Below are 26955 nucleotides of genomic sequence, written 5' to 3'. Positions count from 1 at the left end.
AGCCCTAACGGGCCGTTCGGGGAGGTTCTCCTCCGCACAGGCGATTATTCGCTCGCGCCGTTCTTTTCCTTCAGTTCGGAAACCAGCGTTGCGAGGTCGGTTTTGTTCTGCAGAATATCTTCGAGCATCCGCTCCAGATCTTCCGAGCGGTCGGCCTTGGAAAGCAGGTCACGCAGCTCGTTGCGGGCATCCAGAAGCGCCTTGAGCGCCGGAACCTGCTGCACGACGGCGCCGGGTTCGAAATCGTCCATGCTCTCGAACTTGAGGTTGACCTGCATGTCCGTGCCGTCTTTCTGCAGCGTGTTGGCAACGGAAATGTTGAGGCCCGGCGTCATGCGGCGCATGACTTCGTCGAAATTGTCGCGGTCGATCTGAACGAATTTGCGCTCGCCGAACGGCTTGAGCGGCTGGGTGGGATTGCCGGAGAAATCACCGAGCACGCCGACCACGAAAGGCAGTTCCTTGACCACCATCGCGCCTTCGGTTTCGACTTCGTATTTGATGTGAACGCGTGGTTTGCGAACCCGCTCCAGCTTTTCATGTACACTTGCCATTTCAACCTCCTTGATGCCCCTTGGCATGGATGACTGTTGCGGGGCGTCGTCTCGCCCCGAGTTGCTTATTTCCCGTTATTGTCTCCGCCGGGTTTGATGCCGGCGGCCGTCAGAACGGCGTTACGGGCCTGCGCTTCCGGCAGAAGCTCCGCCAGCAGTTCCGAAAAATCCATGCGCCCCCTGCGAACCAGCGTTTCGATGGAGAGCGAGATCGGTGAGTGCGGTTCGGTTCGGCGAAAGTAACGCGCAACCGAAAGAAGAGTTTCAAACGCCTCATCGCGCGAAGATATGCCTTCCGGGGATGCCGGGGATGGCCGCACGGCCGGCTGCCCGCTTTCATCGGTGCCCGCAGCAATGGGCGGCGCCTGTTCTACCGGTGCCGGTTCCTGGTCGCGCCCACCCAGCGTGCGAATTGCCGCGGCCGCTTCGATAAGCGTGTTGCGGATATTGGAACTCGGGGGGGCGGCCTGGCCGCAACGTTCGGAAAGAACGGCCGTGATGGCGTCAAAAGAGGAGAGACAGGCATTCACCGCCGCCAGATGGGAAGACATGGCGGCAACACCGGCTTCGGACGCTATCCGGTACAGTTCTTCGCGGCGTTTGCTCTCGTTCGGACGCTGCGCCAGCTGGAAATCCCAGAGACTGTGTTCTCCGAATTTCCCTCCGGGGATCAATGACGCGAGCCGGAGCGGCTGAACAAGTGTCCCCTCGCTGCCAATGCCATTCAATCCCGCAAAAGGTGCAAATTTTTCCTCGTCATTATCATCGCTGATCGAGCGCAACGAGTCCCAGTGGTTGCAAAAAAGATCACCACAAAGCTCGTAGATTTCGCGCAGTCCATGGAAGCCGCGCAGTCGCAGGCTTGCTTCCGCGAGCCATGCCAATATTTCAACATCCTTGCTTTCGGAATATATAATCTGCAATCCAAGATTGCTGACACTGTCCCAACTGTTGGAGATCTTCAGGTTATCCTGAGGGGACGCAGCCCGCTCTTCTGCCCGTGCCTGGTTTCTTTCGTCCTTAATTCTATAGTATATTTCACGCGTTCTTGAATCGTTGCGGATGTTATCTCCGCAATTCCCCAAAAACTCTATATCTTTCTTAACATGCTGCGTATCCAAGAGTAGTCTATCCCCAGAAAATAGTAATGGATTTTTCGTAGTTACTTCCCTTACGTGAGGCTATTGATCAGACAGACTTATTCAAAATGTGTCTAAATTGTGGCGTCTATTGTCTAATCTAACCCGATAAAAAATAAACTTCGGGGTGGACAACCCGGTTTCATCATCATAGTTATTCCACGTCACGTTGTGGAATGAACCGGGCAGGAGGCTCATTGCATGTCGCATATCGATCTCAATCGCCTCGTTGGAGCGCTTGAGCCAGACCTGCGCGTTACCCTTGAAGCTGCGGCTTCCATTGCGGTGCGCATGGGGCACAGGTACGTGGATATCCCGCATTGGCTGCTGGCGGTTGTAGATGCCGGTATCTATGCGGAAACATTCGAGGAATTAAAAATTCCACTTCCGGTACTGAAGGCTGAAATCGGCCGCAGTCTGGGGGAGGCCATTATCGGCGACGGCGAGGCTTTGTCGCTCTCCCAGAACATCCTCACGGCAGCCCGGGAGGCATGGATTCTTGCTTCGCTGGAGGCTGGCCGTGACCGCGTGACGCTTTGCGACCTCCTGTTGGCGATGGATGAGGAAACCTCACTTCGCTCCTTCGTCCGCTCGGCATTTCCGTCTCTCAAGACGATGGATCGCACGGCGCTTGAGCGTCTTCGCAGCTCAGCCGACAATGGTGCAAGCGTGGATGTTCCTTCCGCGCCGGCAGGCTCAGGGCAGGCGGGTGCGGGACAGGCCGCCGGCCAGAATGATTTCTTGCGCCTTTACACCCAGGACATGACCGCCGATGCCCGTAACGGCAAGGTCGATCCCGTTATCGGCCGCGATGATGAGTTGCGCCAGCTCGTTGATATTCTGACGCGCCGCAGACAGAACAATCCCATTCTCGTGGGTGAGGCCGGCGTTGGCAAAACGGCGGTCGCTGAAGCGCTGGCGCTGGAGATCGCCTCCGGCAACGTTCCGGAAAAACTGCGCAATGTCCGCCTGCTGAACCTTGATATTTCGCTGCTGCAGGCCGGTGCCGGCGTGAAGGGTGAGTTCGAGCGGCGCCTGCACGGCGTGATCGATGCGGTCAAGCGCTCGGCCGAACCGGTCATCCTGTTTATCGATGAGGCCCATGGCCTTGTCGGCGCGGGTGGTGCGGCGGGCCAGGGTGATGCGGCGAATATTCTTAAACCCGCACTCGCACGAGGCGAAGTGCGGACCGTCGCGGCGACGACGTGGAGCGAATACAAGAAATATTTCGAGAAGGATGCCGCCCTGACGCGTCGTTTCCAGCCCGTGCATGTGCGCGAGCCGGATGAGGTGACCGCGATACGGATGTTGCGCGGTGTGGCCGATAGTTTCGTCAGCCATCACAACGTCACCGTTCGTGACGAGGCGATCGTGGCTGCCGTGCAATTATCCGCGCGCTATATGCCGGCTCGGCAATTGCCGGACAAGGCGGTCAGCCTGCTCGATACCGCCGCCGCGGCCGTTTCGCTGGCACGCCAGACCCTGCCGGAGCGGCTGCGTGCCATGGAAAGCGAGCGGCGCCTTCTGTCGGACGAGTTGAACTGGCTTCTGCGTGAACCGCAGGATGCGGACATGCAAAACCGCATCCAATCGATACGCGACGAGCTTGAACGGCTCGCGGGCGGGATCGATGATCTGCGCAGCCGTTATGACGCGGAAATGGCCGAACTGGGGGCGCTTAGTGCAGAGCAGACGGCCGAAACCGGCACGTCGAATGTATCGCACCTGCGGCCTGCCGCGGATATGCGGCCGGCAAATGCTGAAAGGCTTGTGCCGACAGTGGTTGATCGGGAAGCGATCGCTGCCGTCGTTTCGCGATGGACCGGGATTCCGCTCGGCAAACTTCTGGCGGACCAGATCGAAAGCGCCCGCACGCTGGATGCGCGCATGCGACAGCGGGTGGTTGGGCAGGATGCCGCAATTACCCGGATTGCCGATGCCATGCGCACCGCCCGTGCCGGATTGTCCGATCCGCGCCGCCCGCCGGCCGTGTTTTTCCTTGTCGGCATGTCCGGAACGGGCAAGACCGAAACGGCGCTGTCGCTGGCGGATATGCTCTATGGCGGCAATAGCCATCTGACGACGATCAACATGTCGGAGTTCAAGGAGGAGCATAAGGTTTCGCTGCTTCTCGGCTCACCGCCCGGTTATGTCGGTTTCGGCGAAGGTGGAGTGTTGACGGAAGCGGTGCGCCGCCGGCCGTTCGGCGTTCTGCTTCTCGATGAGATCGACAAGGCTCACCCCGGCGTCCAGGATATTTTCTATCAGGTGTTCGACAAAGGCGTGCTTCGCGATGGCGAAGGCCGCGACGTCGATTTCAAGAACACTACGATCTTCATGACGGCCAATACCGGTTCGGAATTGCTGTCGGCGCTTTCCGCCGATCCCGACACGATGCCGGAAGGTGAGGCGCTGGAAGCGCTTCTGATGCCGGAGCTTACCAAACAGTTCAAGCCCGCATTCCTCGGGCGCACGATCATTCTGCCCTTCATGCCGCTCGGCACGGAGGAGCTTGCAAGGATCGTGGACATGCAGATTGGCAAGATCAGGGACCGTGTGCTCGCAACATATGGCACCGACCTGACATTGTCCGATGCGGCGCGCGATGCCTTGGTGGCGCGCGCCGGTGCAAGTGAAATCGGCGCACGCGCCATCGAAATCATGATCGGCAAGGATCTCCTGCCGCCCCTTTCCAGCTTTTTCCTCGAGAAGGTCATCGCGGGAGAACGCGTCGGGAAGATTGTTGTCGATTTTGGTGAAAACGGGTTCGGCATTCGTGCCGAAGCGGCTGGGGAAGCAGATGAATTCGCCATAACCGAAGAGGTTGGGGTGGATGAAGTTGCCGCGTCGGATGGGGCTACCCGACGCATGCGGCATTAAACGAAGGGTAACGCGGCCTCGAAGCAAGAGGTCATTTCAGCTACAGGAGCTTACAGCATGCCAATTTATCTGCAGATTGACGGTATCCAGGGCGACGCCACCCATGAAGAACATCGCAAGTGGATGGATATTGAAGCCATTCACTGGAATGTGGCTCGCAACATGAACACGTCGGCTGGTTCTGCTGCAAACCGCGAAGCATCCGAGCCGACCATTTCGGAAGTCATTCTGACAAAGGTTAGCGATTCGTCTTCCACGAAGCTTTTCCAGGAAGCCTGCGCCGGCCGCACCGGCAAGCTTGCAACGATCCATCTGGTGACGACCGGCAATCCGGGCAACACCTATATCGAATACCTGCTGACGAACACGCTTATCGCCAGCTACTCGGTGGATTCCAGCGGTGACCGTCCGGTGGAGACCATCAAGCTCAACTTCACGAAAATGGAAGTGAAGTACACGCCGTTCGACGACAACAACTCGCCGCAGTCTCCGATGATCGCTTCCTACGATCTGGCGACGACCAAGGCTGCTTGATAGCCACGCGACCCGGTGCCGGCATTGCCGGCACCGGAACGTTTTCATTGCAGTTTGCAGCTCACGTCGTGATGTTTCTCATCCACGTTGGACGAGGCGGGTTTTCATGCGCTCCCTATATGCGGTTTTTGTCTCCATGCCATTTGTTCTGGCCCTGTCCGGTCTTTCACCGGCCGGTGCGGCGGAACGGACATGGATCTTCTCCGGTGCCGAACTCAAGCAGGCCATCGAGGGGAAGTTTGCTCCGGAAGTATCCGATCCGGAGATGCGGCGGCTGGTTTCCGTCGCAAAATCGAGCGCCTATATCGCCGGTGTGGCCGATCTGACAAGCGGATCGGACTGGTGTGGTGCGGGTGCTGTGGCGCCCCATGAACTCACCGACCGGATCTACACCTATCTTAGCGATATGCCCGCGGAAAAACTGGATGAACAGGCAGCAACTCTCGTGCGGGAGGCGCTCAAGGTCTCCTTTCCCTGTGAGCAGAAAAGTAACTAGTGGGACGAACCATGCGTGTTAACTTTGACACTCTCTATAGCAATTATCCGAGCAGCGATCCGTCGCATCCGAATTATCTCAGCCAGCGTGATCTGTTCACGGAAATCGGCTGGGAGAGCTTCATCGGCAATCCGAACTATCACAATACCTGCGCCATCCGCGTCAGCATCGCTTTCGTGAAGTCGGGCATCAACATCGTGCCCTCCTCGCACCGTATCCAGAAGGGCCCCTATGCCGGAAAGGGCATCGAGGTGAACATGCGCCGCCTCGCCACCCTGATGAAGCGGACGAGTTATCTCGGCGAGCCCGAGCCTTTCACGCCCGCCACGGCCCGCAATGGCATCGGCGCGCGCAATGGCGTCGTGGCCTTCAACAATATCCCCGGCTACACCGGTGGCGGTCATATCGATCTCGTGCGCGGCGGTTCGGAAGCCACCCAATGCGCCTCGGCCTGCTACTACAATTCGGAAACGATCTGGTTCTGGCCGCTGCAGGCCAGCCGCGTGTCCTGATTTAGGAGTGTCCCATGAGCGACCAGCCTTCGGTTTCTGATTTCGTTCAGGCGAGCCGTGTTCTGAAAGTGTCTTCGCCCTTGGGCGAGGACCAGCTTCTGCCGGAGCGCCTGACGGTCGAGGAGGGCGTGTCGCAGCTTTTCGACATCCGCCTGACGGTGCGGGCCAAGAAGGAAGCGGTCAAACCCGAGGAACTGATCGGGCGGCTGGTCGATGTCTCGATCGAGATAAGCCAGGGCGATGGTGATGGCGGCGGTGTTCGCCGTCCCTTCAACGGCCTGGTGACGGAATTGCATGAAGGACCGCCGATTACCCGCGGCCTGCGCTCCTATGCGCTGACCCTCCGGCCACAGATGTGGCTGCTGTCGCGCCGGTCCGATTGCCGCATCTGGATGGATAAGACGGCGGTCGAGATCGTCGAGACGCTGTTTTCCGAACACGGCATTCCGGCCCCCGACACATCGGGCATCATTTCGCCGCCGCCTGCGCAACACTACAGCGTGCAGTTTAACGAGACGGATCTCGATTATCTCACCCGCCGTTTCGAAGAGGACGGCCTGTTTTACTGGTTCAGCCACGAGGACGGTTCCCACAAGCTGCATGTGGCCGATAGCGCCAGCGGCTGGCTCGGGCCATCACCGGCCGCACAGGGCGAGGGAACGGTGCGGCTGGCGCAGGGCTCGTCGGATCGTAACCACATCAATGACTGGGCGCGGCGGTTCTCCTATGTGTCCGGCCAGCGGGCGGGTGCGGACTGGAACTTCGAGACGCCGGGCATGGTGCCGGGCACGATGACGCCATCGCTGGTGCAGATGCCGGATGCGACCAAACGCGAGCTTTACGAATATCCGGCCCGCATCAAGACCGTGGAAGAGGCGGAGCGGGCACAGAAACTCAGAACCCAGTCCATCGAGGCCGATCATGACCGGGTGTTCGGCTCGTCGACCACGCGCATTCTGGAGGCTGGCCGACGTTTCACGCCTTTCGAGGTCGCCCATCCCGACCATGCCTATGAGGAGCATGTGATCGTGAGGGCGAGCCACAGCATCGTTGATCTCTCCTATGAAACGAATAGCAACGAACCGGAATATCGCAATCACTTCGAGGCGATCCCGGCCCGCGTTCCCTTGACGCCCCACCGGTCGACAAAACGCCCTCGCATCGAGGGCACGCAGGTGGCGATCGTCGCCGGCCCCGAAGGCGAGGAAATCCATCCGGATCAATATGGCCGCATCAAGCTGTGGTTCCCCTGGGACCGCAAGGCGAAGAAGGATGGCACGGATACGTGCTGGGTGCGGGTCAGCCAGGCATGGGGTGGCGGCACATGGGGTGCGCAGGTCATTCCGCGCATCGGCATGGAGGTGATGGTCGCCTTTGTCGATGGCGATCCGGACAAGCCGCTCGTTATCGGCGTGGTCAACAATCCCGCCAATTCCGTGCCTTACGACCTGCCCGCCAACAAGACACGTATGGTGCTGCGCTCCAACACGCATAAGGGCGATGGTTTCAACGAAATCACCTTCGACGATGAGGCCGGCAAGGAGAACCAGTTCTTCCATGCCCAGAAGGATCAGACGACGCGGGTGTTGAATGACCGCACCAAGCGCATCGATCGGCATGAGGTCGCCTCGGTCGGGGGCAACCGCGCGGTGGAAGTTTCTGGCAACCAGAAACACGAGATCGGTGGTTCTGTGAACACCGTGGTCGGTGGCACTGGCCCGATGGCGATGATGGCCATGGCGGGCGTGCAGGCGCTTTCAGGACAGACGGCGGGGCTGCTTTCGCAGGCCGCCCAGATCGCCGGCGGCGGTGGTCCTGGTGTCGCAGCTTTCGCCACCACGCTTGCCTCATCCGCACTCGGATTCCTCGGCGCGGGCGGGCTTTCATCGCGTGAGGGTGTCGTCTCGGGCTCAAGCCCGCGGGCGGATGCGGGCACGGCGCTCGCAGGATCGGGCACGGGTGTCGGCTCCGATGCTTCGGGCCTCTTTCCGCTGCCGGGCATCATGAACACGATCATCGGTGCGTTTCAGTCCACGTCCGTTGGAGTGGCGAAGGCTGAGCAGGTCGGGGTCAGCAAGGTCACCAATATTGGTCAGACGGAAGTTCGGCAGGTTGGAAAACAGCAAAATCTCACCATCGGCAAAGAGCAATTCGTCGAGATCGGTACGGGCCAATATACGCGCGTCGGTGAGAAGATCACCGTCAATGTCGGTAAGCTCTACAATCTCGTCTCCGAGGAAAAGTATCACGGCGAGGCGAAGGTCTGGGAGATTTTTGGCGACGACGAAATTCGCCTTTCGACACCCGGCGGATACATCTCCCTGACAAAAAGCGGCATCAAGCTTTTTGCCCTGAAGATCGATATCGAAGGCAACCAGATCAACTTCAAGAAAGGCGGCCCCGGTGAAAGTGGCTCCTGCTTGAAGTCGATGTCGAAGAATTCCACACCGTTCGTCAGGATTTGATTATGAACGACACACCCATAATTGATCTGCCAAATCCAAACGAAACCGCCGAGCTTACAAGAAAAGCCGTGGAGGCGATGACGGGACTGGTGTCCGTCGTTTTAGATGGGGGTGCATTTGATAATCTTCCGCACATCCTTCAGGAAGAAGGCATAAGTGCCCGGTCATTGTTTCTTGAGGGTGCGTCCGCCGATTTTCGTTTGTCAGGACCATGGTTAGTCGATCTATCGGCTATCCCCGTGCGCTCTTATATCGGCTGGTTGGACGCAAAAAATGCTTGCGCTGTCTATTGGTCCTGCCCGTCTGGAGCCGATAATCTTTATCGTCACCTGAGGACTATTAACGAGGTTATGATTCCACTGGAGCAGACCAGTGGCGATCTGCCAACCACGAGTTCACCCCAGTATGAACGCGTATTGTTTCGACACTGGGACCCTAATGTCCTCGGCGCTCTCCTTCCAATTCTGACAAGGCCACAGATTGCCCGGTTCTTGGGCCCTGCGGACTGCGTCGTTTTCAACGCACCGGACTACGGTGGGGTCAAGAGAGTAAAAGCGCCGGCAGACCTTCCTGCTATTCCGCCCGGCCCGCTGCGAATTGAGTGGGACCAAATTGAAAAGCTGAAAGCGGCCATGCTTCACTCCTCTCGACTGAGAATAGCCCGGTTCCTGAAAGCGAATACTCCACCGTATTTTTCTGGCGTCGACGATAACTTCATTTGGGGTGCCACCTTGGCCAGTGAAAAATCTGCTGATGAGCTTGGTATCAAGACGGAACGCGGTCGCGCTCGCTGGGCCTACGTCATGATAATGTCCGATGGAAAGGCGGCGGATGCTCCGGAGGTACGGAACTATGTTGGAGATGGCGGTGACACGCCTGACAACAGAGTCAAATCCTTGATCGACCACACCGTCGATGCCTTGCGTTCTAGTCCATCAGCATCTGGAATGCCCGCATGAGTGCGACGACAACAGTCGCCGGGGCGGGCGGTGCTATCGCAGGAGGTTGGCTCGGCCGTGTTATTGGAGGCTTGGCTGGCAGCCTCGCTGGGCCTGGAGGTACAGCGGTTGGAGCGTGGATAGGTGGACAAGTCGGCGCTATGGCGGGTAGAGCGGCTGCCTCCGCAATCGCATCTTATATGGAAGGTGCGAATGCAGACGCTGACGCCAAGACCAAGGAGAGCGAACAGGCCAAGCCTTGCGTTGATTGCGGGGAAATCGATTGCTTTAGTCCCCCTGACGGGGCTACGCCTAAGCAAGTTGAAGAGTTTAGGCGCCAGTTGAAGGAGCAACAAGACGAAATAAACCGCATGGAGCCTGATGATCTGGTCAGAAATATCGATAAATATAGACAGCAGGGGAGGCCGACTGATGATGCCGCAAACCGTCGGCAGACTAGAGAAGATTATCGCACCGACCGCACACGGGAACTGGAAGAACAGTATTTATCGGAAGGGCGCAATGACTATAAAGAACAGGCTGCGAAAGATGTGACAGAAGAGATGACGAAGTTGGCCGCAACCCATACCTTGGACTTGGTTGCGGGGGGCGATGGATCAATTTCGGGCTTGGGCGACAAGAGTATCAACAGTTCTTTAGGGTCTCAATGGAAGGGAAGAAGGTCGGAGCAATTGCGCTCTCATGCAAAAAAAGCGGCTGAGCAAAAGAAAAAAATGAACGCCAAACTCGAGGAATGTAAACCCGAAGGCGGCGATGATAATTCCCCGGATGCTCAAACTCCTGACAGTGGTACAGGTAAGGGGGATGGTAATCCTGACGTTCCGATGTCTTGAGCAGTTTGATATTTTTGAGGAGTAAAAATGCCAGAGCTTTTTATAACATACGAAAATGCCTTAAAGCGCTTCGGCTTGCCCGAAAATCCTGAAATTATGGGCGAGGCAGATATTGCTCGATATAAAAACAGGATTCCCGAAACCTATTTAGATTTCATTCGGCATGCAGGCTTGGGAATTTGGAAGCAAGGCTATTTTCAGTTTTGTAATCCGGAAAAGTATAAGTCGATAATAGCTCTAGCTTTGGGTGGCGACAAACAGCTGAATCCGGTTCGGACACACGCGTTGGGGTTTTCTGCGTTCGGAAAAATCTTGGCATGGAATGAAGACTATAAAACCACTGAAATTAACATCCTTCTCCACAGAGTGACATGCCGCGGGGTGTTTAAAGAGATCCCTGCTGAGCGATCTGACATCAATTTGGGTATAGCCGTTGAGGGGATTGATGCAGAATCTTTTGATGCTCCTGACGAAAATGGCAAGCTTATGTTCAATCGACTTCTAAAAAGTTTGGGTAAGCTTCAGCTCGGCCAAATCTATTCTCCGAAGCTACATCCATCGCTTGGCGGTCAGCTTACTGTTGAGAATATGCGCCTAGTCGATGCGCTTTCCGCCATGACTATTGCGGCTCAAGCTGGACCGTTTACGCTATACGATACTACAAAGCCATCTACCCCCGCATTTCGTACTATTGGCAGCTAGAGGGATATTTACATGTTCTCCCGTCCGGTCACGCTGAAAGGTCATATGCACGTCTGCCCCATGGTCGATCCCGGGCCGAAACCACACATCGGTGGACCTGTGGTCTCGACGCAGCAGACTTTCGTCACCGTTGACGGTGTGCCTATTTCCACGGTTGGAGACAGCCTGCTCTGTACGGGCGTTCCGACAACGTCGGACAAGATCACAAGTGGCTCCTCTGTTGCCAGTATAGAGGGTAAAAAGATTGCCCGACTGGGTGATTCCTGCGCGCACGGAGGAAAACTGGTGCAAGGCGTTTCGTGGCTGACGTTCGAGTGATGACGATATCCGGCAGCGGCGCGACACTCGGCTGAGCTTGAGTTACGGCATCGCCAGCCGGTCCGTCCACGTTTTACGATACGGCGAAGCCAATTGCTCCTGCTATTCGACGCGTCGGGGCCTAAGCTTGGAGCAATCTCAGCCAGTCCCAACGACCGCTCGCCGTCCTGAAAGAAACTCCGCCACATCCCGCTCCCTCAGCGGCGGCGCATAAATATAGCCCTGCACCAGCGTGGCGCCGAGGCCTTCGAGTGTGGCGAGTTCTGCTGATGTTTCGACCCCTTCGACCACACATTCCAGCTCCATGTCCCGGCTGAGGGCAAGAAGCGATTTCACGATTTTGTAGCTGGCCGGTTTTTCGTGCAGGTCGGTGACGAAGCTGCGGTCGATCTTGATCTTGGTCAGCGGCAATGCGTGCAGCCGCGTGAGACTGGAATAACCGGTACCGAAATCGTCGAGTGAAATGCCGCAGCCGAGATGGCGCAGCATGTCGACGGATTGCCTCACCTGCTCGAAATCATGGGCGAAAGCCGTTTCGGTGATTTCAAGATCGAGACGGCGGGCGTCGAAGCAGCTGTTTTCGATGATGCCGATCAGCGACAGCACGCCTTCGTTGGAGTTGAGGTCCTGAGCCGAAAGGTTAAACGAAAGGCGTAGGGAAGGGTCCCATGTCGATGCCGAGGCCAGTGCCATCTTCAGGAGCGGTCGCGTCAGCGAACTGACGATGCCGGCTCGTTCCGCGATGGCGAAGAATTGCGCAGGCGGTACATGCCCGAGAACCGGGCTGTGCCAGCGCGCCAACGCTTCAAACCCTGCCGTTTTTCCATCGCGTATATCCACGATCGGCTGAAACATGACCGAAAGTTCATTTTTCATCTCGCTTTGCTTGAGCAGATGCTCAATGCGGGCTTCGATATTGATCTGCTTTTCGTGTTCCGCATCGAACAGAACGGCATCGCCTCGCCGGGTTTTCTTGGCATGGTAAAGGGCATAATCCGCCCTGTCGAAAAGTTGCTCCAGGGTGGAGGCGAGGTGTGGAAAGACCGCTATTCCCATGGATGCGGAAACATGCACCGTTCCTTCCGGCATATGGTAAGGCGCCCTCAATTCTTCGGAAATCGCATTGGCGTTTGCGACGAGTTGCGCGTCATCAGGTATGATCGGAGCAACGATGGCGAATTCGTCACCACCCAGTCGAAAGGCCTTGCTGGCTTTCAGGTTGTCGGTGAGACGCTTGCTGACATTGATCAGCAGCCGGTCTCCCACCGAGTGTCCGTAGAGATCGTTGACCGGCTTGAAACCGTCGAGATCGATAACCCCCAGTGCCAGCCGGGTTCCCGCTTCTCTGGCTTTTTCGAGCTCGGCCTCAAGATGGGCGAAAAAGGCGCGGCGGTTGGGCAGTTCCGTCAGGCTGTCGATATTGGCCAGCAGCAGGTTTTCGTTGCTGAGCGCCTCCGTGCGCTGCTGCGAAAGCACCATGCGCTCGAAATTGCGATAATTGGTCAGCAGGATGGACATCATGCCAGCACAGACCAGCAGAACGTTGATCGCGATGGCAATAAATGTCGGCTGCCGTGACGCCACAAAAAAGGCGATGAACGCGCCATTGACGATGACCGTCACCATGAAGGCGGCGGAGCGTACATACATCAGACAGAAGATGCAGGAAATGACGGTGATCGCCATGTAGAAGGCGACATGGGATCGCGTATAGGCATCTCCATAGGGCACCAGCAAAAAAGACCAGAGCGTGAATGCCAGGGCGATGCCGGCGGCGAGGCGGTTGGTCCGGCGAAGGGCGGCGAGTGCAAACTCCGGCCTGGGATCGATACCGCGCGTCCTCCACCAGAAGGTGACCCGAAGCGTGCAGCCTATGGTAAGAAGCGTGGGAACCCCGACGGTGAGCCAAAACGGTGCCAATTGCATATGCGTAGTGGCAAGCGCCCATGTGCTTGACAGCAAAATGAAATACATCATCGGCATCTGCCGGGTGAAGGCTCGGTACTGCGCTTTCAAAAGGTCGGGATTGTCAGACCGGACGGACATGAAATCGAGCATTTTTTGTACGGCGATCAGTATTTTCATTTATGGCTCATCAAATACAGGACGACATCCGTAGCATAAGCCCAGTTACATCATTGGAAATACAAAGGGTTAACCGGGAGACAACTGTATCAACCGCAAGATGCAGCTGTGTATCTTCGCAACATGCCGCTATTTTACGCCGGTAAATGCTTTTCCGGCAGAAACTGGATGACAACGGGCTTAGGTTCGGCAAACTTGAAAACATAAAACGCGCCGTTCCGACAATTATCTTGAACTGCCCAGGCAGAAAGACTGCTTCATCATGCTGACACCTTTGCTTCCCTCCGTTGCCGTCATTGCCGACGCGCATTTCCATGACACGGCCGCGGATTTCGGATTTCCCGGCATCGAGATCGATGGCCAGCGCATCACCATGCGCAGCTGGTCGGAAACGCGCGACTCCACCCGGGTTTTCAACGAGAGCGCCGATGCGCTGCATGCGGCGTTGGAAGAGGTGCGGCAGCGCGGCATTCGCCATGTGGTACTGCTGGGAGATTATACCGATGACGGGCAGCGGGCGACGACACAAACGCTGAAGGGCATTCTTGAGCGTCACCGCGATGCCCATGGTACCGCTATTTATGCGCTGCCCGGAAACCACGATATCTTCGGGCCGTGCGGCCGGCATCAAACCAAGGAGTTCCTGGTCGAGAACGGTGAACGCCTCTCCGTCTCGAGCGATGCGAAGCGGGCAGGGGAACGGGTCGTTATCAGCGAGCGCATGTATTGCGAAGGTTATCCGGAAGGTCTCGGCCCCATGGCCGCCTTCGGTTATTTCCGCCAGCCGGATTACCTGCATTGGGAAACACCCTTCGGCCTTTCCGATGCGCCGCGGGACCGGCTCTACGAGGTGTGCTCACCCGACGGCCGCAATGTCTACACGTTGATGGATGCCTCCTATCTGGTCGAGCCGGAGCCGGGTCTCTGGCTCATGATGATCGACGCCAATATTTTCGAACCGCGCGACGGCAGCTTTGAACGAGGCGAAGAGGCTGCCTTTATCGACAGCACCGGCGCTGGCTGGAATGCGCTTCTGCGCTGCAAACCGTTCATTCTCGACTGGATCGCCGATGTGCATGCCAGGGCAGAGGCGCTCGGCAAGACTTTGCTCGGCTTTTCCCACTATCCGGCGCTCGATCCCTTCGATGGTGCAATGAGTGTGGAAACCGCTCTGTTCGGCGAGACTACCGCCGTGCGGCGCATGCCGCGCAAGGCGGTGGAGGAGGCGCTGATAAAAGCCGGGCTTGCCGTGCATTTCAGCGGGCACCTGCATGTGGAGGGGGTGACACGGCGCGGGGATGGGGGGAGGTCACTCACCAATATCGCCGTCCCGTCTCTCGTCGCTTTCCCGCCGGCCTTCAAGGTCGTCCATCCGTCGCGTCAGGACATCGCCGTGGAAACGGTTGAGATGGCCCATCTGCCGGTGAATGGCCGCATCTGCTGTGGGTATGCGCAGGAAATGGCGCTTGTCGGCGAGGCGCAGGACCGGGCCTTTGCGGCGCGCGACTATGGCGGTTTTCTACGTGACCACCAGCGGGCACTGATCATGCATCGTTATTTCCCCCGCGAGTGGCCGGCGGAAATCGTTGCGGCTATGGCCGGTAAAACCGTGCGGGATGTCGTCGGCCTGCTCGGGGAAAAGACCATCGCCTTCGAACAGGCGGATATGCCAATGATCGAGCTTATCACCGACTGGTATTGCCTGCGCCAGGGCGTTGGTCTGGCCCTGCCGCATATCGCGCCACAGCGGCTTTCCCTTTACCGGATGCTGGCGCAGCGCTTCGGCCGCAAGGCTGATCGCCATGATGGTTCCGTTGAAGGTTTTCTAGAAATCTTCTTTGGTGCACTCGGCCTGTTTCTCGACCGCGCCGAAGCGAGCCCGCGGCGCGTGGAGATTCAGCTTGCACGGAAACAGGAGCCCGCTTCCGTGTAACTGTCAGGCGGCAAGGCTTGTGTTCCATGCCCTGATCTTTTCGATGTTCCTGTCCGAGCAGGAGACGATCTCGAACTCGAAACCGTCGCCGGAAATGCGTTCGCCGATTTCGGGAAGGCGGCTGAGGCGCCAGAGGATGTAGCCGGCAATCGTGGAGTAACGGTCGGCATCATCCACCAGATCGATATCAAGGAGATAGGAGACGCGTCTGATATCGACGGTGCCGTCGATCAGCCAGGAGCCGTCTTCCAACCGTCCGGAAATCTGCGATTCCTCACCCTCGTCCGGAAACTCGCCCGCAATCGCCTCGAGAATGTCGGTGGGCGTGGCGATACCCTGAAGCGTGCCGTATTCGTCGATGATGACCGCCATCTGGAGTGGCGATGTGCGCAGCTGTTCCATGACCTGCAAGGCCGTGGCGCTTTCATGCACGACAAGGGGTTCGCGCAACGAACGTTCGAGGTTCAGTTTTCCGTCATGCAGTAGATCGCGCAGCAGGTCTCTGGTGGCGGCGACGCCCAGGAAGGAGTCCAGCTTGCCCTGCGCCAGCATCAGCCGGGAATGGTCGAGTTCCAGCAGGCGACGCCTCAGAGTGTCGTGATCGGCGTCGATATCCAGCCAGTCGATCTCCGTCCGTGGGGTCATGATGGAGATGACGGGGCGTTCGGCAAGCGTGAGCACGCCGCGGATCATGTCCTTTTCCTCGGATTTGAAAAGTTCGCTTTGCGCAGCCTGCGCGGCAATGACGTCGGCGGTCTCGCCAAGGGACGGCTGTTCGCCGACCCGGCCACCCAGAAGCCGCAGAATGGCATCGGAGGTGCGCTCGCGCATGTCACCGGCGGTGATGCGCTTTTCACGGTTGCGCCGGCCGATCTGGTTTGCCGCCTCGATGAGCACGGAAAAACCGATGGCGGCATAAAGATAGCCCTTGGGCAGGTGGAAACCGAAGCCCTCGACGATCAGGCTGAAGCCGATCATGAGAAGAAAACCAAGGCAGAGAATGACCACGGTCGGGTGTTTCGACACGAAGGCCATCAGCGGCCGCGATGCCGCCATCATCACGGCCATGGCCACGCAGACGGCGGTAATCATCACCCAGAGATTATTGACCATGCCGACGGCGGTGATGACGCTGTCGAGCGAGAAGACGGCATCGAGGACGACGATCTGCACGATGACCTGCCAGAAGACCGCATGCACGACCTTGCCCTGTTTCGGTTTCTGGTCACCCTCCAGCCGTTCGTGCAGTTCCATCGTGCCCTTGGCAAGCAGGAAGGCGCCACCGAGGATGAGGATGAGATCACGACCGGAGAAGGAGAAATCCGCGACGGTGAAAAGCGGCCGCGTCAGCGTGACGATCCACGAAATCGAAAAAAGCAGCAGGAGGCGCATGATGAGCGCAAGCGACAGGCCGACGATCCGCGCCCGGTGGCGCTGGTGCGGCGGCAGCTTGTCGGCAAGGATCGCGATGAAGACGAGATTGTCGATGCCGAGCACGACTTCGAGAACGATAAGGGTGACGAGGCCGATCCATATATTCGGATCTGCGAGGAATTCCATGTTCAGGAGCCTTTATGGGAATGGGTGCAAACGCGCAAAGCCCCGGACCGAACATCCGAGGCTGGAAGCATCTGCTTTGAGGAAAACAAGAAAATCCGAGGCTGGCGTCGCGTTATGCGAGCCAGCCTCGTTCGGTGTCGACTACTGTCGGTACTGTCGCCTTCGTCAGGCATAGGGCGGATTTATCCCACTATCAGTAAATTCTTGTGCCGGTCCAACTAGCAAATTTTCGACGGTTGGAAAAGCGGTTTTCGATTTTTTGCTGCCGAAATGGTGCGGTTTGGCAATCTTGGCGCGTATAATACGTGACAATTGTTCTAAACATCGAATGCTGTGCAATCTGGGCGATTGCTACCTGTTCGTCGGCAAAAAGCCCTATTGCTTCTGCCCGCCAATATCGGAGGTGGTGCGTCGGTCGATGGCCTTGCCGTCGAGAATGTTTTTCAGGGTGTCGAGACGGTCGTTGATCAGCCACCCATAATAGTTTTCCACCGGCAACAGTTTTTTTGCACCCGCATCCACGGCGGTTCGCAGGCGTTCGGCGCGGCGTCTTGGCTGGCCGACATTGTAGAGCGTGGCAGTGATGCCGGGGTTGCCGGAAATGTCGAAGCCCTTTTCCCTGTAGGCGTCGATGGAATCCCTGATGATGGCGGCGATATAGAGGATGCTGCGGTCGGGATCCATGACGTCGCGGTAGATATCCTTCGGCCTGTCCGCCGAGAGTTTCGGAAGGCCGCTCGTTTTGTTCACGAGATCGGTGACTTGCAAAGCCGTCAGCGGGCTGATCTGGCCGAGCCCGAAAGTCTGTCCCGCGTAAAAGGGCTGGAAGAAGGCCCGCTGGAAGGAGATTGCCTCATAGCTGGCGCCATCCACTACCTTGCCACGGAAGCTCTGGTCCCAGACGCTATCGCGGCAGCTCCATTGTTCCGACGTGGTGGCAAGGGCCTCGCAGGAGCGGAATTCCGGCCGCTGGAGAAATGTCTTCAGGGCCACGCCGTTATAGCTGAACTTGATATCGAGTTCGGCATAGGAGATGGCCTTGATATAATAGGTCTGCATGCGATCCACGGCCGAGACGTTGAAGGTATGTTCCCCGACGATGGCGCCAACGATGTGGATCGGGTCGATGCCATAGGCCGCGCCTGCCTTCCTGATATTGCCCAGCAGGCCGGGTTCGCTGTTCAGGAGATCGACCGTCTTGCGAAATTTTTCCTCGTAGGTCGTGGAGAACGCCTTGGTCCTGATGGCGGAGGCCTGCGGTATTTCCGGCTGTTCGGCCGAGCGGTTGCCGGGAGGCACAACGACCATCTGCTGGGCTGCGGCATAAGAAGGCAGGAAGGCCAGCGCCAGAAGGACAGCGGCCGCGCGGGTGGACTTCGCAAACAGGCTCATACAGCGTTCTCTATGATGGGGATCGTGTTGCGGTGAGGGCTCCTTCTTAAGGCAGGCCGCCCACGCGTGGCAAGTTGCCGCCGCTCACTTTACCGTTGTTGCCGCCCCGAATGCTGTTGCTCGCTTCTCTTCGACCCATCCGGGCCGAAATTTTCGGGGTCGTTAAAAGTCGAACATTTTGTTTCATGCGACCTCAAGTCGCCACGGGTAGCTCATGTCGTCAGGAGACGAACATGACCCATCTCATCAAATCGCTGCAAGCATGTTTCATTCTGGCTGTCGTGGGTTTGGCCGCGCCGGCGCAGGCGTCTCCCTCGATGCAGACGGGCAGGATCACGTCACAACCCGTCGGCCACTATGACTTCTGCCAGCGGCATTCGTCCGAGTGCCAGCCGGTAAAATCCATGCCGCCGCTCAATCTCACGCCAGATCTCTGGGCGACCATCGTCTCGGTCAACAATGCCGTCAATGTCGAGATCGACCAGCGGACCGACATGGAAGTGTGGGGTTATGAGGACTATTGGGAATATCCCTATAAGGGCGCGGGAGATTGCGATGATCTCGTGCTGGAAAAACGCAAGCGGCTCATGGATGCGGGTTTGCCTGTTTCCGACCTGCTGATCACGGTGGTGCTGGACGAACAGTCCCAGGGCCATGCCGTGCTGACGGTCAGGACGGATCGCGGCGATTTCATCCTCGACAACATGAAAACCAAGATCTTTCGATGGGATGAAACGCCCTATACCTACCTCAAGCGTCAATCCACAGAACATGCCGGCCGGTGGGTGGATATCGAAGGTTCGGGCGCGCCTGCCATCGCCGCCCGCCAGCTCGAACGCGGTACTGCGGTGCCCGCAACCACCAGCCGCCGCAGCATCCTCGATCTCTTTAAAAACCGCTGATCCGGGCGGTTTCCTCGCGCACCCGCTGCCGAAAGTGCCGCAACGATCAGTCCTGACGTTTCAGGGCATCAGCTGTGGCATCCGCGCGGGCGGCCGCCTCCTCTGCTTCACGCGCGGCCTCGAAGGCTGTATCGGAGCTGGTGGCGGAACCGTCGTAGCCACCCATGGCGCGCTCCCCTATGCCGATGTGAAAATCCTTCAGCTGGTAAGCGGCGAATGCGAGAAGAGCGCCGGCGCCGATGAGCAAACAGGTTCTTATATTCAGCTTCATTCGGCCTCCCTGATGCTCATCCGGTGATGTGCAATTCGATTGCCTGGGACGAGAAGCAGCCGATGAAGCAGGATATCGGGTCGCCCTCGGTAACCTGGTCGATCGCGGTATAGGCGAGGACCGGCAGCGCTTTGGATGATTTCAGGAAATTATGTTCGTGCGGGGCGGGCAGTCTTGCGACAACGACTGTTTTTGCGCGGTGATAATCCGCCACACCGAAGCGTTTGAGCGTTTCGCTGATCGATCCAAGCTCTTCGAAAATCTCCGGAAAGCCGGAAAACCGCGTGGCGCAACAAAACCGCGTGCCGATGCCGATGGGGTGGCCATTGGCATAGGAGCCGATCTCCAGACCGATCAGTGGCGCCTTTACGGCAAGGCCGAGGGCCGCCGCGACGTTTTCCGTGGCGGGCTCCAGCCACCAGCGCAGCAATTTTCGTTCCGGGCGCGCATTCACCGCTTCAAGATTGCGGTCGAAATGAACGCGACGGCCAACGACGTAAGGGATCGGCGCTTCGCTGACGAAAGTGCCGCTGCCATGCAGAATACGGAGCAGCCCTTCTTCTTCCAGCGAGGCAAGCGCCCGGCGTGCGGTCATCCGGTTGACGCTGAACTCCCGGGCGATGTCCTGGCCGGACGGGATTTTTTCGCCGGGCTTCAGTTGCCCCTGTTCGATCCGCCCCCGCAACGCGGCAGCGACCTGCCGCCAGAGCGGCTGTGTTTCCGATGTGTCCTTGTCCATGCGCTGCGTCCGATTGTCTTGCAGATGTCACACAGATGGGATTAAAGGTATATACCTCTTTATAGAGATTTATTCCATTTCAAACTCATCAATCTCGGTCGCCCGCATGAATAGCAGTATTTCGCCTGATCGCTACATTATTTGGGATTTTGAAGGGACGCTTGCTGTCCGCAGGGGACGTTATACCGGCGCGCTGGAGCAAGCGGCGGCAGTCGCGGATCCCGCATTTCTCGGCATGGCTGACGATATTCGTCCGTTTCTCTCCGGTGCGTTTCCCTGGCATCGGGCGGAACTCGCGCATGGCTTCGCGCTGGATGCGGAAGGATGGTGGCGCGCCATTCTCAATGCAGCCGAAACGGCTCTCGTTGCACTGGGCATGGACCGAAGCAGCGCGGCCGAAGTCGCGACGCACTCGCGCGCGATCTATCTCGATCCCGCCGGCTGGGATGTCGATCCACAGGCGATGCCTGTCCTCGCGCAATTGTCCGCCGCCGGCTGGCGCCATGCGATCCTCTCCAATTTCGCACCTGAATTGCCGTCCCTTGCGGCCGCAATCGGGCTCTCCGATTGCGTGGACCATGTTTTTTCGTCGGGAATGATCGGTCTTGAAAAACCCTCGCCCGCGCTTTTTCGTCACGTCGCCGGGGTTCTGGCACCGCATAGGGCCTACTGGATGATCGGCGACAATCCCCATGCCGACATTGCTGGCGGCCGGGCGGCAGGCCTCTCCACCATATTGCTGGGAGCCGAAGGTGCGGAGCACGGGCTCTCGGTTACCAGCCTTTCCGCCATTCCCGCTCTTGTTCTAAAGGAGAACCGACCATGACCGTGTCCAAAACCATTGCCCTGCCGATCAAAGACAGGCTGCGCCAGATACCGTCGCTGAAAGCACCGCTTCCCGATTGTGATCCGCTTGCACTGCCCGCCACGCCGCAGGACGCCTTTATCCTGTGGCTCGACGATGCCCTGGAGGCCGGCATCCGCGAGCCGCATGCCATGACATTGTCCACCGTGGATGAGAGCGGTTCACCGGATGCCCGCGTCCTGATCCTCAAGAATGTCGATCAGCGTGGCTGGCATTTCGCCGTGAAGGCGGAAAGCCCGAAGGGGCGGCAGCTGGAAAAAGCGCCGCATGTCGCGCTGACCTTTTATTGGCCGGCGCTGGGCCGGCAGATCCGTCTGCGTGGCCCGGCGGTCATGCTGTCCGATGAGGAATGTGCTGAGGATTTTGTCGGTCGCCCCGTCAGCTCACGGGTAAGCGCCATCGCCTCGCGGCAGAGCGAGGTTCTGCAAGAAGGCGAGGGCCTCGAAACCCGCATCGCCGAGGCAGAGGCGCTCATCGCTGCCAATCCGGATTATGTCTCGCCGGGATGGCGGGTTTATGCCGTTGCCCCTGTTATGGCCGAGTTCTGGCAAGGGGCGTCCGACCGCAATCACAAGCGGCTGCGATATGCTCTCTCGGGCGATAATGCCACCTGGGAACGGTCTGTTCTCTGGCCCTGAAATGGCTCCGGACCATGGTGAAACCCTCATGGTCCAGCGTTTTTGGCTCGCGCTTACCGATTGCCCAGACCGGCGCCCGTTTCTTCATCGAAGAGGTGCATGTCAGCCGGGTTGATATCGAGGCCGATGACCTCGCCGGCCTTCACCGCGCTGCGTCCCTGCACCGCGATGACCACCTCGGTGGAAGTGCCGAGGGTGAGGAAGGTGGCCGAGCCGGTCGTTTCCACGGCGGACACGTTGAGCGTCAATGCCGCACCTTCTGCCGCTGTGGGCCGGATATGTTCCGGCCGGATGCCGACGATCACATGTTTGCCAGGCGGTAGAGAGGCCGGAGCCCTGATCGATTGCCGGGGCTCGCCTTCGCCGAATTGCAGCAGCAGCGAAGCGCCATCCGGGCTGACCGTTGCCGGAATGAAATTCATCGCCGGTGAGCCGATGAAACCTGCAACGAAACGATTGACCGGGCGGTCGTAGAGTTCCAGCGGCGTTCCCTGCTGTTCGATGACGCCATCGCGCATGACGACGACATGATCGGCCATGGTCATCGCCTCGATCTGATCATGGGTAACATAGACCGAAGTGGCATGCAGGCGATCATGCAGCGCGCGGATTTCCTTGCGCATATGGACGCGCAGGGCGGCATCGAGGTTGGAAAGCGGTTCATCGAACAGGAAAGCCTGGGGATTGCGGATGATCGCCCGGCTCATGGCCACACGCTGGCGCTGGCCGCCGGAAAGTTCGCGCGGATAACGTTTCATCAGCTTTGACAGCCCCGTCGTCGCGGCAACTTCTTCCGCTGCCTTGCGGGCTTCCGCCTTGGCGACGCCGCGCATGCGCAGCGAATAGGTGAGGTTTTCTTCCACCGTCATATGCGGGTAGAGCGCATAGGACTGAAACACCATGGCCACATCGCGCTTGCGCGGCGGCACACCGTTCATGAGTGTGCCGGCAATGCGCATGTCGCCGGCCGATATGGTTTCCAGCCCGGCCAGCGAGCGCAGAAGGGTGGATTTGCCGCAACCGGAAGGACCGACAAGTGCGACGAACGTGCCCTTCTTGATGGAAAGGTCGATATTTTTCAGGGCATGGAAGGCGCCGTAATATTTGTTGACGCCGGAAAGTTCGATCTGAAGGGTCATTTGAGCGCTCCTGATGTCAGGCCGGAAACGATGCGGCGCTGCAAGAGAATGAAGAGGGCGAGAATGGGCGTCACATACATGGTCGCATACGCCATGATGTTGTTCCATTCGCTGGTATTGGGGCCCATGAAGGAATTGAGGCCGACGCTGGCGGGCTGCAATTCCGCCGCCTGGATCATCGATTTCGAATAAACGAATTCCCCGAAGGCCTGCATGAAGATGAGAATGGCGCTGACGAGAATGCCGTTTCTGGCAAGCGGCAGGACGATGTGAAAGAAGGCGCCGACCCGTGAATTGCCGTCCACCAGCGCCGCCTCTTCCAGTTCCTGCGGCACGGCCATGAAGGTGGCGCGCACCAGCACGACAAAGAAGGGCATGCTTTTGGCCGCGATGGCGAGGATGACCGATAGGCGCGGATAATCCAGAAGCCCGAATTGCGAGAAACCGACGAAGATCGGCGTGATCATCAGCGATGCCGGCAGGACCTGCAGCATGAGGATCAGGAACAGGCCGATATCCACCCAGACATTGCGATACCGGGCCAGAACATAGGCGCAGCCGACGCCGAGAATGGTGATCAGCAGCACCGCGCTGGAGGCGATCAGCACCGAATTCCACAGGTAACGCCCCATGTTGCGGCTTTCCCAGACATAGGCATAGGTCTGCCATTGCGGGTCGCTGGGCCAGAAGGCGGGCGGACTGGCGAACATTTCCGAGCCGCTTTTGAGCGAGGTCAGATACATCCAGTACAGCGGAAAGAGATAGATGATCGCGAGAATGATGGCGATGGCCAGCATCAGCCGGTTGCGGTTGGTGATGCTCATCCGCGCACCTCATGCCGTGTCGAGCGCACATAGACGACGGAAGCCAGCATGACGAAAACGATCATGATGACGGATATCGTCGCGCCCTTGGCGAAATCATATTGCCGGAAGGAAAGATCCCAGGCCCAATATTGCGCCACGTTGGAGCTGTTGTTCGGCCCGCCATCGGTAATGGCGGCGAAAAGATCGAATTGTTGCAGCGTGAAGATCAGGCCGAGCGACACGATCGCACCGATGGTGGACCGCATCATCGGCAGCGTGATGGTGTAGAAACGCTGCCAGGCGCTGGCGCCATCCAGTTCTGCCGCCTCATAGAGATCGCCGGGAATGGAGGCGAGGCCCACCGAAAGCAGGATCATGTTAAAGGAGGTGCCGAGCCAGACATTGGCGATGACGACGGCCCAGAGCGAAAAATTCGCATCCGAACGCCAGAAGATATTGCCTGAGATCAGGCCGCTTTCCCGCAGGAAGAAATTCAGGACGCCGAAATCGCCCGACAGGATCCAGTTCCAGATGGCGCCGACGACGAGGCCGGGCATGACCCAGGAGACGAGGAACAGGCCGCGCAGCCAGGTGGCGCCGGGAAAATTCACCCAGAAGAACAGCGCGAGGCCGAAACCTATGGCGAATTGCCCGGCAATGGAGGCGACGACGAAGGTGACGGTGTTCATCAGGATCGGCAGGGTTTCAGGCTGCCGGAACAGATCGACATAATTCTTGAAGCCGACGAACGGGCGCACGAAGGTGCCCAGGCTGAACATGTCGACTTCCTGAAAGCTCATGACGATGTTGTAGATGAGCGGCAGCCCCGCCATGACGAACAGGAAGCCCAAAGGCAAGGCGACAAGGACGATGTCGAACCCGCGACCGTCGCTGACGCTGGAAAACAGTTTTTTCATGAAACATCCTCACAAGCTCCAGTCGGGGCCGCCGCCGCTTGTCGCGACAGGCAGCCCCACCGGGAGGAACCCTTGGGTTGGGACGCAGGAAAAACCTGCCGCCCGCCCGGATAGATCAGCCTTCGACCAGCTTTATCTTTTCAGCGGCCTGATCCAGTGCGACCTTCGGTGTCATCTGACCCGAAAGTGCACCCTGAATGGCGTCCTGAATGGCTTTGGAAATCTTCGGCCATTCTGGCGAAGGGCCACGCGGCTGCGCATATTTCAGCTGTTCGACAAAGGTCTTGAGCGCTTCGTCCTTCAGCACATTTCCGGTCGGCGGAACCGGAATATCGGAACGCGCCGGCAATTGGCCGAAGTTCTTGAACATGTCCTTGTCCTTTGAGGCGAAGAACTCGATCGCCTTGAAGGCTTCGGCCGGATGTTTGGTCTTGGAGAAAATCGCCCAGTTATAGTCGCCCATGGCCGAAGACCGCGGCGCGTCCGGTGTCGGAACCGGCAGCAACGTCACACCCCAATCGAACTTGGCGTCCTTGAGCATGCGGTCGATTTCCCAGGGGCCGGAGATCGCCATGGCCGCGTTGCCGGCGTTGAAGGTGGCGGTGGAGTCCCACTGGCTGCGCGTCAGCGTGTCCGGGGAAGCCAGCTTCTCGTCAAGCAGGGTCTTCCACGTCGCAAGTGCCTTCACAGCGCCATCGGTATTGATGTGTTTGTAGGTAGCGCCCGCCATCTGCGCCCAGGGCAGGAACTGGAAGGTACCTTCCTCGTTGGCCTTGGCGCTGAAGCTGATGCCGTAGACATTCTTGGCGGGGTTGGTGAGCTTGCGGGCAGCATCCACCAGCTCGTCCCAGGTCTGCGGCGGTTTTGCCGCATCGAGACCGGCCGCCTTGAACAGGTCCTTGTTGTAATAAAGCGCAATCGTGTTCGTCGCTTTCGGAACGCCGAAATATTTGCCGTCCCACGTCACCGATTTCAGCGGACCCGGAAAGTAGTTTTCCGTCTTGATGATATCCGATTTCGCAATCATGTCCGTCACGTCAAGAAAGGCGCCGCGTGAGGCGAACATGGCGTGGTTGGGGTTGTCGATGGCGATGATGTCAGGCGCATTGCCGGTCGAATAGGCGCGCATGGATTCGCTCACCACATCATCGAATTGCAGGTAGCGGTATTCGATCTTGATGCCGTTATTGAGCGCGTTGAACTCTTTGATGAGGTTCGGGGCCGGCTGGGTGTCTCTGTCCAGCGACCACAAGGTCAACGTCACATCTTCCGCATGCGCTGTCATCGCACCGGCGGATACGCCTGCCACAACAAGCGCACCGGCCATCATATATTTCGCGATACCCATAATCTCCTCCTCTTTGGTTATCGTCGCTGCATTATCTGGAAACCTTCTCCCGAAAGGCTTCCGTTATGTCGGGTCGACGACGAAATCGCCGCCACGGCATTTTTTCAGATAGTTCAGACCATGCACCTGGCCCGTCATTTCCAGCGCGTCGCGGTAGACGGGGTCATGCCAGCCTTCGATGTCGATCGAGCCGGACCAGCCGGCGAGGCGCAGTTCGGAAATAATGTCCGTCCAGTTGCTGTCGCCGAAGCCCGGCGTGCGCATGAAGACGAATTTCTCCTTGCCGAAAATGCCGTGCTCGCGAATGACATCCCAGCGAATGGTCGCATCCTTGCCGTGCACATGGAAAATCTTGTCCGCCCATTTGCGGATCTGCGGCAGCGGATCGATGAGATAGACCATCTGGTGGCAAGGTTCCCATTCGATACCGATATGCTCATCCGGCGTTTCGTTGAACATCAGTTCCCAGGCGTCGGGATTGTGCGCGATGTTCCAGTCGCCGGTCTGCCAGTTGCCGTCCATGGCACAATTTTCAAAAGCAATCTTTATGCCCTTGTCGGCGGCGCGCTTGGCAAGCTCACTCCAGATTTCCTTGTATCTGGGCAGGCTTTCCGGCAGCGGTTTGCCGCGCAGCCGGCCGGTGAAACCCGCAACGCAGGTGGCGCCGAAATGATGGGCATTGTCGATGCAGTCTTTCCAGCCCTGCAATGTCTCAAGGTCGATCTCGGTTTCCTCAAGCGGATTGCCGAACATGCCGAGCGTGCCGATGGTGATGTCGCGGTCGCCGATTGCGTCAAGGCAGCGTTTGCCCAGATCGGCAAGGTCCTGACCGTTGGTCGTCTGCCAGAAGAACGGCTCGAAGCTTTCGAAGCCGAGATCGGCGATCTGCACGATGCGCTCAGCCGCCTGGCCTTTGCTGGCGCTGACCATGGTGCCGATGCGGATGGATGTTGCCGGATTGCTCACGT

The 26955-nt window shown here is 58.3% G+C and carries 25 protein-coding genes; 13 read left to right on the top strand and 12 right to left on the bottom strand.

From position 1 onward, the window contains the following. Positions 1-44 precede the first annotated feature (44 nt). Entirely contained in the window at positions 45-554 is a 510-nt protein-coding gene (tssB, locus tag O8B93_RS05615) for a type VI secretion system contractile sheath small subunit (RefSeq protein ID WP_010973761.1), read from the bottom strand. 65 nt (positions 555-619) lie between these two features. Continuing rightward, positions 620-1675: a type VI secretion system protein TssA gene (tssA, locus tag O8B93_RS05610; RefSeq protein WP_269708835.1), complete on the bottom strand. Its 1056-nt coding sequence runs from the start codon at positions 1673-1675 to the stop codon at positions 620-622. A gap of 219 nt (positions 1676-1894) precedes the next feature. Between tssA and tssH the strand changes: the two genes are divergently transcribed. The 9 genes from tssH to O8B93_RS05565 all read left to right on the top strand — a co-directional run bounded on the left by tssH (position 1895) and on the right by O8B93_RS05565 (position 11392). Then, complete coding sequence (gene tssH / locus O8B93_RS05605; protein WP_269708834.1) at positions 1895-4573, top strand: type VI secretion system ATPase TssH; 2679 nt, start codon at positions 1895-1897, stop codon at positions 4571-4573. 57 nt (positions 4574-4630) lie between these two features. After that, complete coding sequence (locus O8B93_RS05600) at positions 4631-5107, top strand: Hcp family type VI secretion system effector (RefSeq protein ID WP_003504561.1); 477 nt, start codon at positions 4631-4633, stop codon at positions 5105-5107. Between the two features lie 106 nt (positions 5108-5213). Then, positions 5214-5603 (top strand): Rap1a/Tai family immunity protein, encoded by a 390-nt coding sequence (locus O8B93_RS05595; protein ID WP_269708828.1) that lies wholly within the window; start codon positions 5214-5216, stop codon positions 5601-5603. Positions 5604-5614: 11 nt separating this feature from the next. Next, positions 5615-6115 (top strand): type VI secretion system amidase effector protein Tae4, encoded by a 501-nt coding sequence (locus O8B93_RS05590; RefSeq protein WP_269708826.1) that lies wholly within the window; start codon positions 5615-5617, stop codon positions 6113-6115. Between the two features lie 14 nt (positions 6116-6129). Next, positions 6130-8580 carry a type VI secretion system tip protein TssI/VgrG gene (gene tssI, locus O8B93_RS05585; RefSeq protein ID WP_269708825.1) on the top strand — a complete coding sequence of 817 codons (2451 nt, stop codon included), beginning with the start codon at positions 6130-6132 and terminating at the stop codon, positions 8578-8580. A 2-nt stretch (positions 8581-8582) separates the two neighbouring features. Beyond that, positions 8583-9539 carry a DUF4123 domain-containing protein gene (locus tag O8B93_RS05580; protein WP_269708824.1) on the top strand — a complete coding sequence of 319 codons (957 nt, stop codon included), beginning with the start codon at positions 8583-8585 and terminating at the stop codon, positions 9537-9539. 140 nt (positions 9540-9679) lie between these two features. Next, the gene (locus O8B93_RS05575; protein WP_269708822.1) at positions 9680-10372 is read left to right on the top strand and encodes a polymorphic toxin type 15 domain-containing protein; all 693 of its coding nucleotides are present in this window, start codon (positions 9680-9682) and stop codon (positions 10370-10372) included. 27 nt (positions 10373-10399) lie between these two features. Next, positions 10400-11074, top strand: a complete 675-nt coding sequence (locus O8B93_RS05570; RefSeq protein WP_269708820.1) for a GAD-like domain-containing protein — start codon at positions 10400-10402, stop codon at positions 11072-11074. A gap of 12 nt (positions 11075-11086) precedes the next feature. Further along, complete coding sequence (locus O8B93_RS05565) at positions 11087-11392, top strand: PAAR domain-containing protein (RefSeq protein ID WP_269708817.1); 306 nt, start codon at positions 11087-11089, stop codon at positions 11390-11392. A gap of 138 nt (positions 11393-11530) precedes the next feature. Here O8B93_RS05565 and O8B93_RS05560 read toward each other — a convergent pair whose 3' ends face one another. Beyond that, positions 11531-13477, bottom strand: a complete 1947-nt coding sequence (locus O8B93_RS05560) for a putative bifunctional diguanylate cyclase/phosphodiesterase (RefSeq protein WP_269708815.1) — start codon at positions 13475-13477, stop codon at positions 11531-11533. A gap of 262 nt (positions 13478-13739) precedes the next feature. Here O8B93_RS05560 and O8B93_RS05555 point away from each other — a divergent pair, with 262 nt between their 5' ends. After that, positions 13740-15410, top strand: a complete 1671-nt coding sequence (locus O8B93_RS05555) for a metallophosphoesterase family protein (protein WP_269708814.1) — start codon at positions 13740-13742, stop codon at positions 15408-15410. A gap of 3 nt (positions 15411-15413) precedes the next feature. Here the strand turns inward: O8B93_RS05555 and O8B93_RS05550 are convergent, their stop codons facing one another. Further along, positions 15414-16970 (bottom strand): TerC family protein, encoded by a 1557-nt coding sequence (locus tag O8B93_RS05550; RefSeq protein ID WP_269708812.1) that lies wholly within the window; start codon positions 16968-16970, stop codon positions 15414-15416. A 375-nt stretch (positions 16971-17345) separates the two neighbouring features. Further along, the gene (locus O8B93_RS05545; RefSeq protein ID WP_269708811.1) at positions 17346-18362 is read right to left on the bottom strand and encodes a DUF1402 family protein; all 1017 of its coding nucleotides are present in this window, start codon (positions 18360-18362) and stop codon (positions 17346-17348) included. A gap of 233 nt (positions 18363-18595) precedes the next feature. On the opposite strand from O8B93_RS05545, the gene O8B93_RS05540 reads away from it, so the two are divergent. Further along, positions 18596-19264 carry a transglutaminase-like cysteine peptidase gene (locus O8B93_RS05540; RefSeq protein WP_269708810.1) on the top strand — a complete coding sequence of 223 codons (669 nt, stop codon included), beginning with the start codon at positions 18596-18598 and terminating at the stop codon, positions 19262-19264. 46 nt (positions 19265-19310) lie between these two features. On the opposite strand, the gene O8B93_RS05535 is transcribed toward O8B93_RS05540, so the two are convergent. Continuing rightward, a complete protein-coding gene (locus tag O8B93_RS05535; RefSeq protein WP_269708809.1) occupies positions 19311-19535 on the bottom strand; it encodes a hypothetical protein in 225 nt (74 codons plus the stop codon). A gap of 16 nt (positions 19536-19551) precedes the next feature. Next, positions 19552-20274: a phosphonate metabolism transcriptional regulator PhnF gene (gene phnF / locus O8B93_RS05530; RefSeq protein WP_269708808.1), complete on the bottom strand. Its 723-nt coding sequence runs from the start codon at positions 20272-20274 to the stop codon at positions 19552-19554. 106 nt (positions 20275-20380) lie between these two features. Between phnF and O8B93_RS05525 the strand changes: the two genes are divergently transcribed. Both O8B93_RS05525 and O8B93_RS05520 read left to right on the top strand, forming a co-directional pair. Next, positions 20381-21100 (top strand): HAD family hydrolase, encoded by a 720-nt coding sequence (locus tag O8B93_RS05525; protein ID WP_269708807.1) that lies wholly within the window; start codon positions 20381-20383, stop codon positions 21098-21100. Then, complete coding sequence (locus O8B93_RS05520; protein ID WP_269708806.1) at positions 21097-21777, top strand: pyridoxine/pyridoxamine 5'-phosphate oxidase; 681 nt, start codon at positions 21097-21099, stop codon at positions 21775-21777. The genes O8B93_RS05525 and O8B93_RS05520 overlap by 4 nt, the downstream gene beginning before the upstream one ends. A 53-nt stretch (positions 21778-21830) precedes the next feature. On the opposite strand, the gene O8B93_RS05515 is transcribed toward O8B93_RS05520, so the two are convergent. The 5 genes from O8B93_RS05515 to O8B93_RS05495 form a co-directional block, all read right to left on the bottom strand. Continuing rightward, positions 21831-22916: an ABC transporter ATP-binding protein gene (locus O8B93_RS05515; RefSeq protein ID WP_269708805.1), complete on the bottom strand. Its 1086-nt coding sequence runs from the start codon at positions 22914-22916 to the stop codon at positions 21831-21833. Then, positions 22913-23740: a carbohydrate ABC transporter permease gene (locus O8B93_RS05510; protein ID WP_269708804.1), complete on the bottom strand. Its 828-nt coding sequence runs from the start codon at positions 23738-23740 to the stop codon at positions 22913-22915. The genes O8B93_RS05515 and O8B93_RS05510 overlap by 4 nt, the downstream gene beginning before the upstream one ends. Further along, positions 23737-24639 (bottom strand): carbohydrate ABC transporter permease, encoded by a 903-nt coding sequence (locus O8B93_RS05505; protein ID WP_269708802.1) that lies wholly within the window; start codon positions 24637-24639, stop codon positions 23737-23739. The genes O8B93_RS05510 and O8B93_RS05505 overlap by 4 nt, the downstream gene beginning before the upstream one ends. Positions 24640-24754: 115 nt before the next feature. Continuing rightward, positions 24755-25987 (bottom strand): ABC transporter substrate-binding protein, encoded by a 1233-nt coding sequence (locus O8B93_RS05500; protein ID WP_269708801.1) that lies wholly within the window; start codon positions 25985-25987, stop codon positions 24755-24757. Between the two features lie 63 nt (positions 25988-26050). Beyond that, complete coding sequence (locus O8B93_RS05495) at positions 26051-26953, bottom strand: sugar phosphate isomerase/epimerase family protein (RefSeq protein ID WP_269708799.1); 903 nt, start codon at positions 26951-26953, stop codon at positions 26051-26053. Positions 26954-26955 lie beyond the last annotated feature (2 nt).

The organism is Martinezella rhizogenes (assembly GCF_027460065.1).
Classification (GTDB): domain Bacteria; phylum Pseudomonadota; class Alphaproteobacteria; order Rhizobiales; family Rhizobiaceae; genus Agrobacterium; species Agrobacterium rhizogenes_C.
The sequence above is the reverse complement of the archived record's forward strand: the minus strand, read 5'-3'. Positions and strand labels throughout refer to the sequence as shown.

Excerpts from the sequence above, each read along its gene's own strand:
- O8B93_RS05525 (WP_269708807.1), top strand. The coding sequence starts at position 20,381 with ATGAATAGCAGTATTTCGCCTGATCGCTACATTATTTGGGATTTTGAA.
- tssI (WP_269708825.1), top strand. The coding sequence starts at position 6,130 with ATGAGCGACCAGCCTTCGGTTTCTGATTTCGTTCAGGCGAGCCGTGTT.
- tssB (WP_010973761.1), bottom strand. The coding sequence starts at position 554 with ATGGCAAGTGTACATGAAAAGCTGGAGCGGGTTCGCAAACCACGCGTT.
- tssH (WP_269708834.1), top strand. The coding sequence starts at position 1,895 with ATGTCGCATATCGATCTCAATCGCCTCGTTGGAGCGCTTGAGCCAGAC.
- O8B93_RS05535 (WP_269708809.1), bottom strand. The coding sequence starts at position 19,535 with ATGAAGCTGAATATAAGAACCTGTTTGCTCATCGGCGCCGGCGCTCTT.
- O8B93_RS05510 (WP_269708804.1), bottom strand. The coding sequence starts at position 23,740 with ATGAGCATCACCAACCGCAACCGGCTGATGCTGGCCATCGCCATCATT.
- O8B93_RS05570 (WP_269708820.1), top strand. The coding sequence starts at position 10,400 with ATGCCAGAGCTTTTTATAACATACGAAAATGCCTTAAAGCGCTTCGGC.
- phnF (WP_269708808.1), bottom strand. The coding sequence starts at position 20,274 with ATGGACAAGGACACATCGGAAACACAGCCGCTCTGGCGGCAGGTCGCT.
- O8B93_RS05550 (WP_269708812.1), bottom strand. The coding sequence starts at position 16,970 with ATGGAATTCCTCGCAGATCCGAATATATGGATCGGCCTCGTCACCCTT.
- O8B93_RS05565 (WP_269708817.1), top strand. The coding sequence starts at position 11,087 with ATGTTCTCCCGTCCGGTCACGCTGAAAGGTCATATGCACGTCTGCCCC.
- O8B93_RS05500 (WP_269708801.1), bottom strand. The coding sequence starts at position 25,987 with ATGGGTATCGCGAAATATATGATGGCCGGTGCGCTTGTTGTGGCAGGC.
- O8B93_RS05515 (WP_269708805.1), bottom strand. The coding sequence starts at position 22,916 with ATGACCCTTCAGATCGAACTTTCCGGCGTCAACAAATATTACGGCGCC.
- O8B93_RS05555 (WP_269708814.1), top strand. The coding sequence starts at position 13,740 with ATGCTGACACCTTTGCTTCCCTCCGTTGCCGTCATTGCCGACGCGCAT.
- O8B93_RS05580 (WP_269708824.1), top strand. The coding sequence starts at position 8,583 with ATGAACGACACACCCATAATTGATCTGCCAAATCCAAACGAAACCGCC.
- O8B93_RS05600 (WP_003504561.1), top strand. The coding sequence starts at position 4,631 with ATGCCAATTTATCTGCAGATTGACGGTATCCAGGGCGACGCCACCCAT.
- O8B93_RS05545 (WP_269708811.1), bottom strand. The coding sequence starts at position 18,362 with ATGAGCCTGTTTGCGAAGTCCACCCGCGCGGCCGCTGTCCTTCTGGCG.
- O8B93_RS05560 (WP_269708815.1), bottom strand. The coding sequence starts at position 13,477 with ATGAAAATACTGATCGCCGTACAAAAAATGCTCGATTTCATGTCCGTC.
- O8B93_RS05590 (WP_269708826.1), top strand. The coding sequence starts at position 5,615 with ATGCGTGTTAACTTTGACACTCTCTATAGCAATTATCCGAGCAGCGAT.
- O8B93_RS05505 (WP_269708802.1), bottom strand. The coding sequence starts at position 24,639 with ATGAAAAAACTGTTTTCCAGCGTCAGCGACGGTCGCGGGTTCGACATC.
- O8B93_RS05540 (WP_269708810.1), top strand. The coding sequence starts at position 18,596 with ATGACCCATCTCATCAAATCGCTGCAAGCATGTTTCATTCTGGCTGTC.
- O8B93_RS05595 (WP_269708828.1), top strand. The coding sequence starts at position 5,214 with ATGCGCTCCCTATATGCGGTTTTTGTCTCCATGCCATTTGTTCTGGCC.
- O8B93_RS05520 (WP_269708806.1), top strand. The coding sequence starts at position 21,097 with ATGACCGTGTCCAAAACCATTGCCCTGCCGATCAAAGACAGGCTGCGC.
- O8B93_RS05575 (WP_269708822.1), top strand. The coding sequence starts at position 9,680 with ATGGCGGGTAGAGCGGCTGCCTCCGCAATCGCATCTTATATGGAAGGT.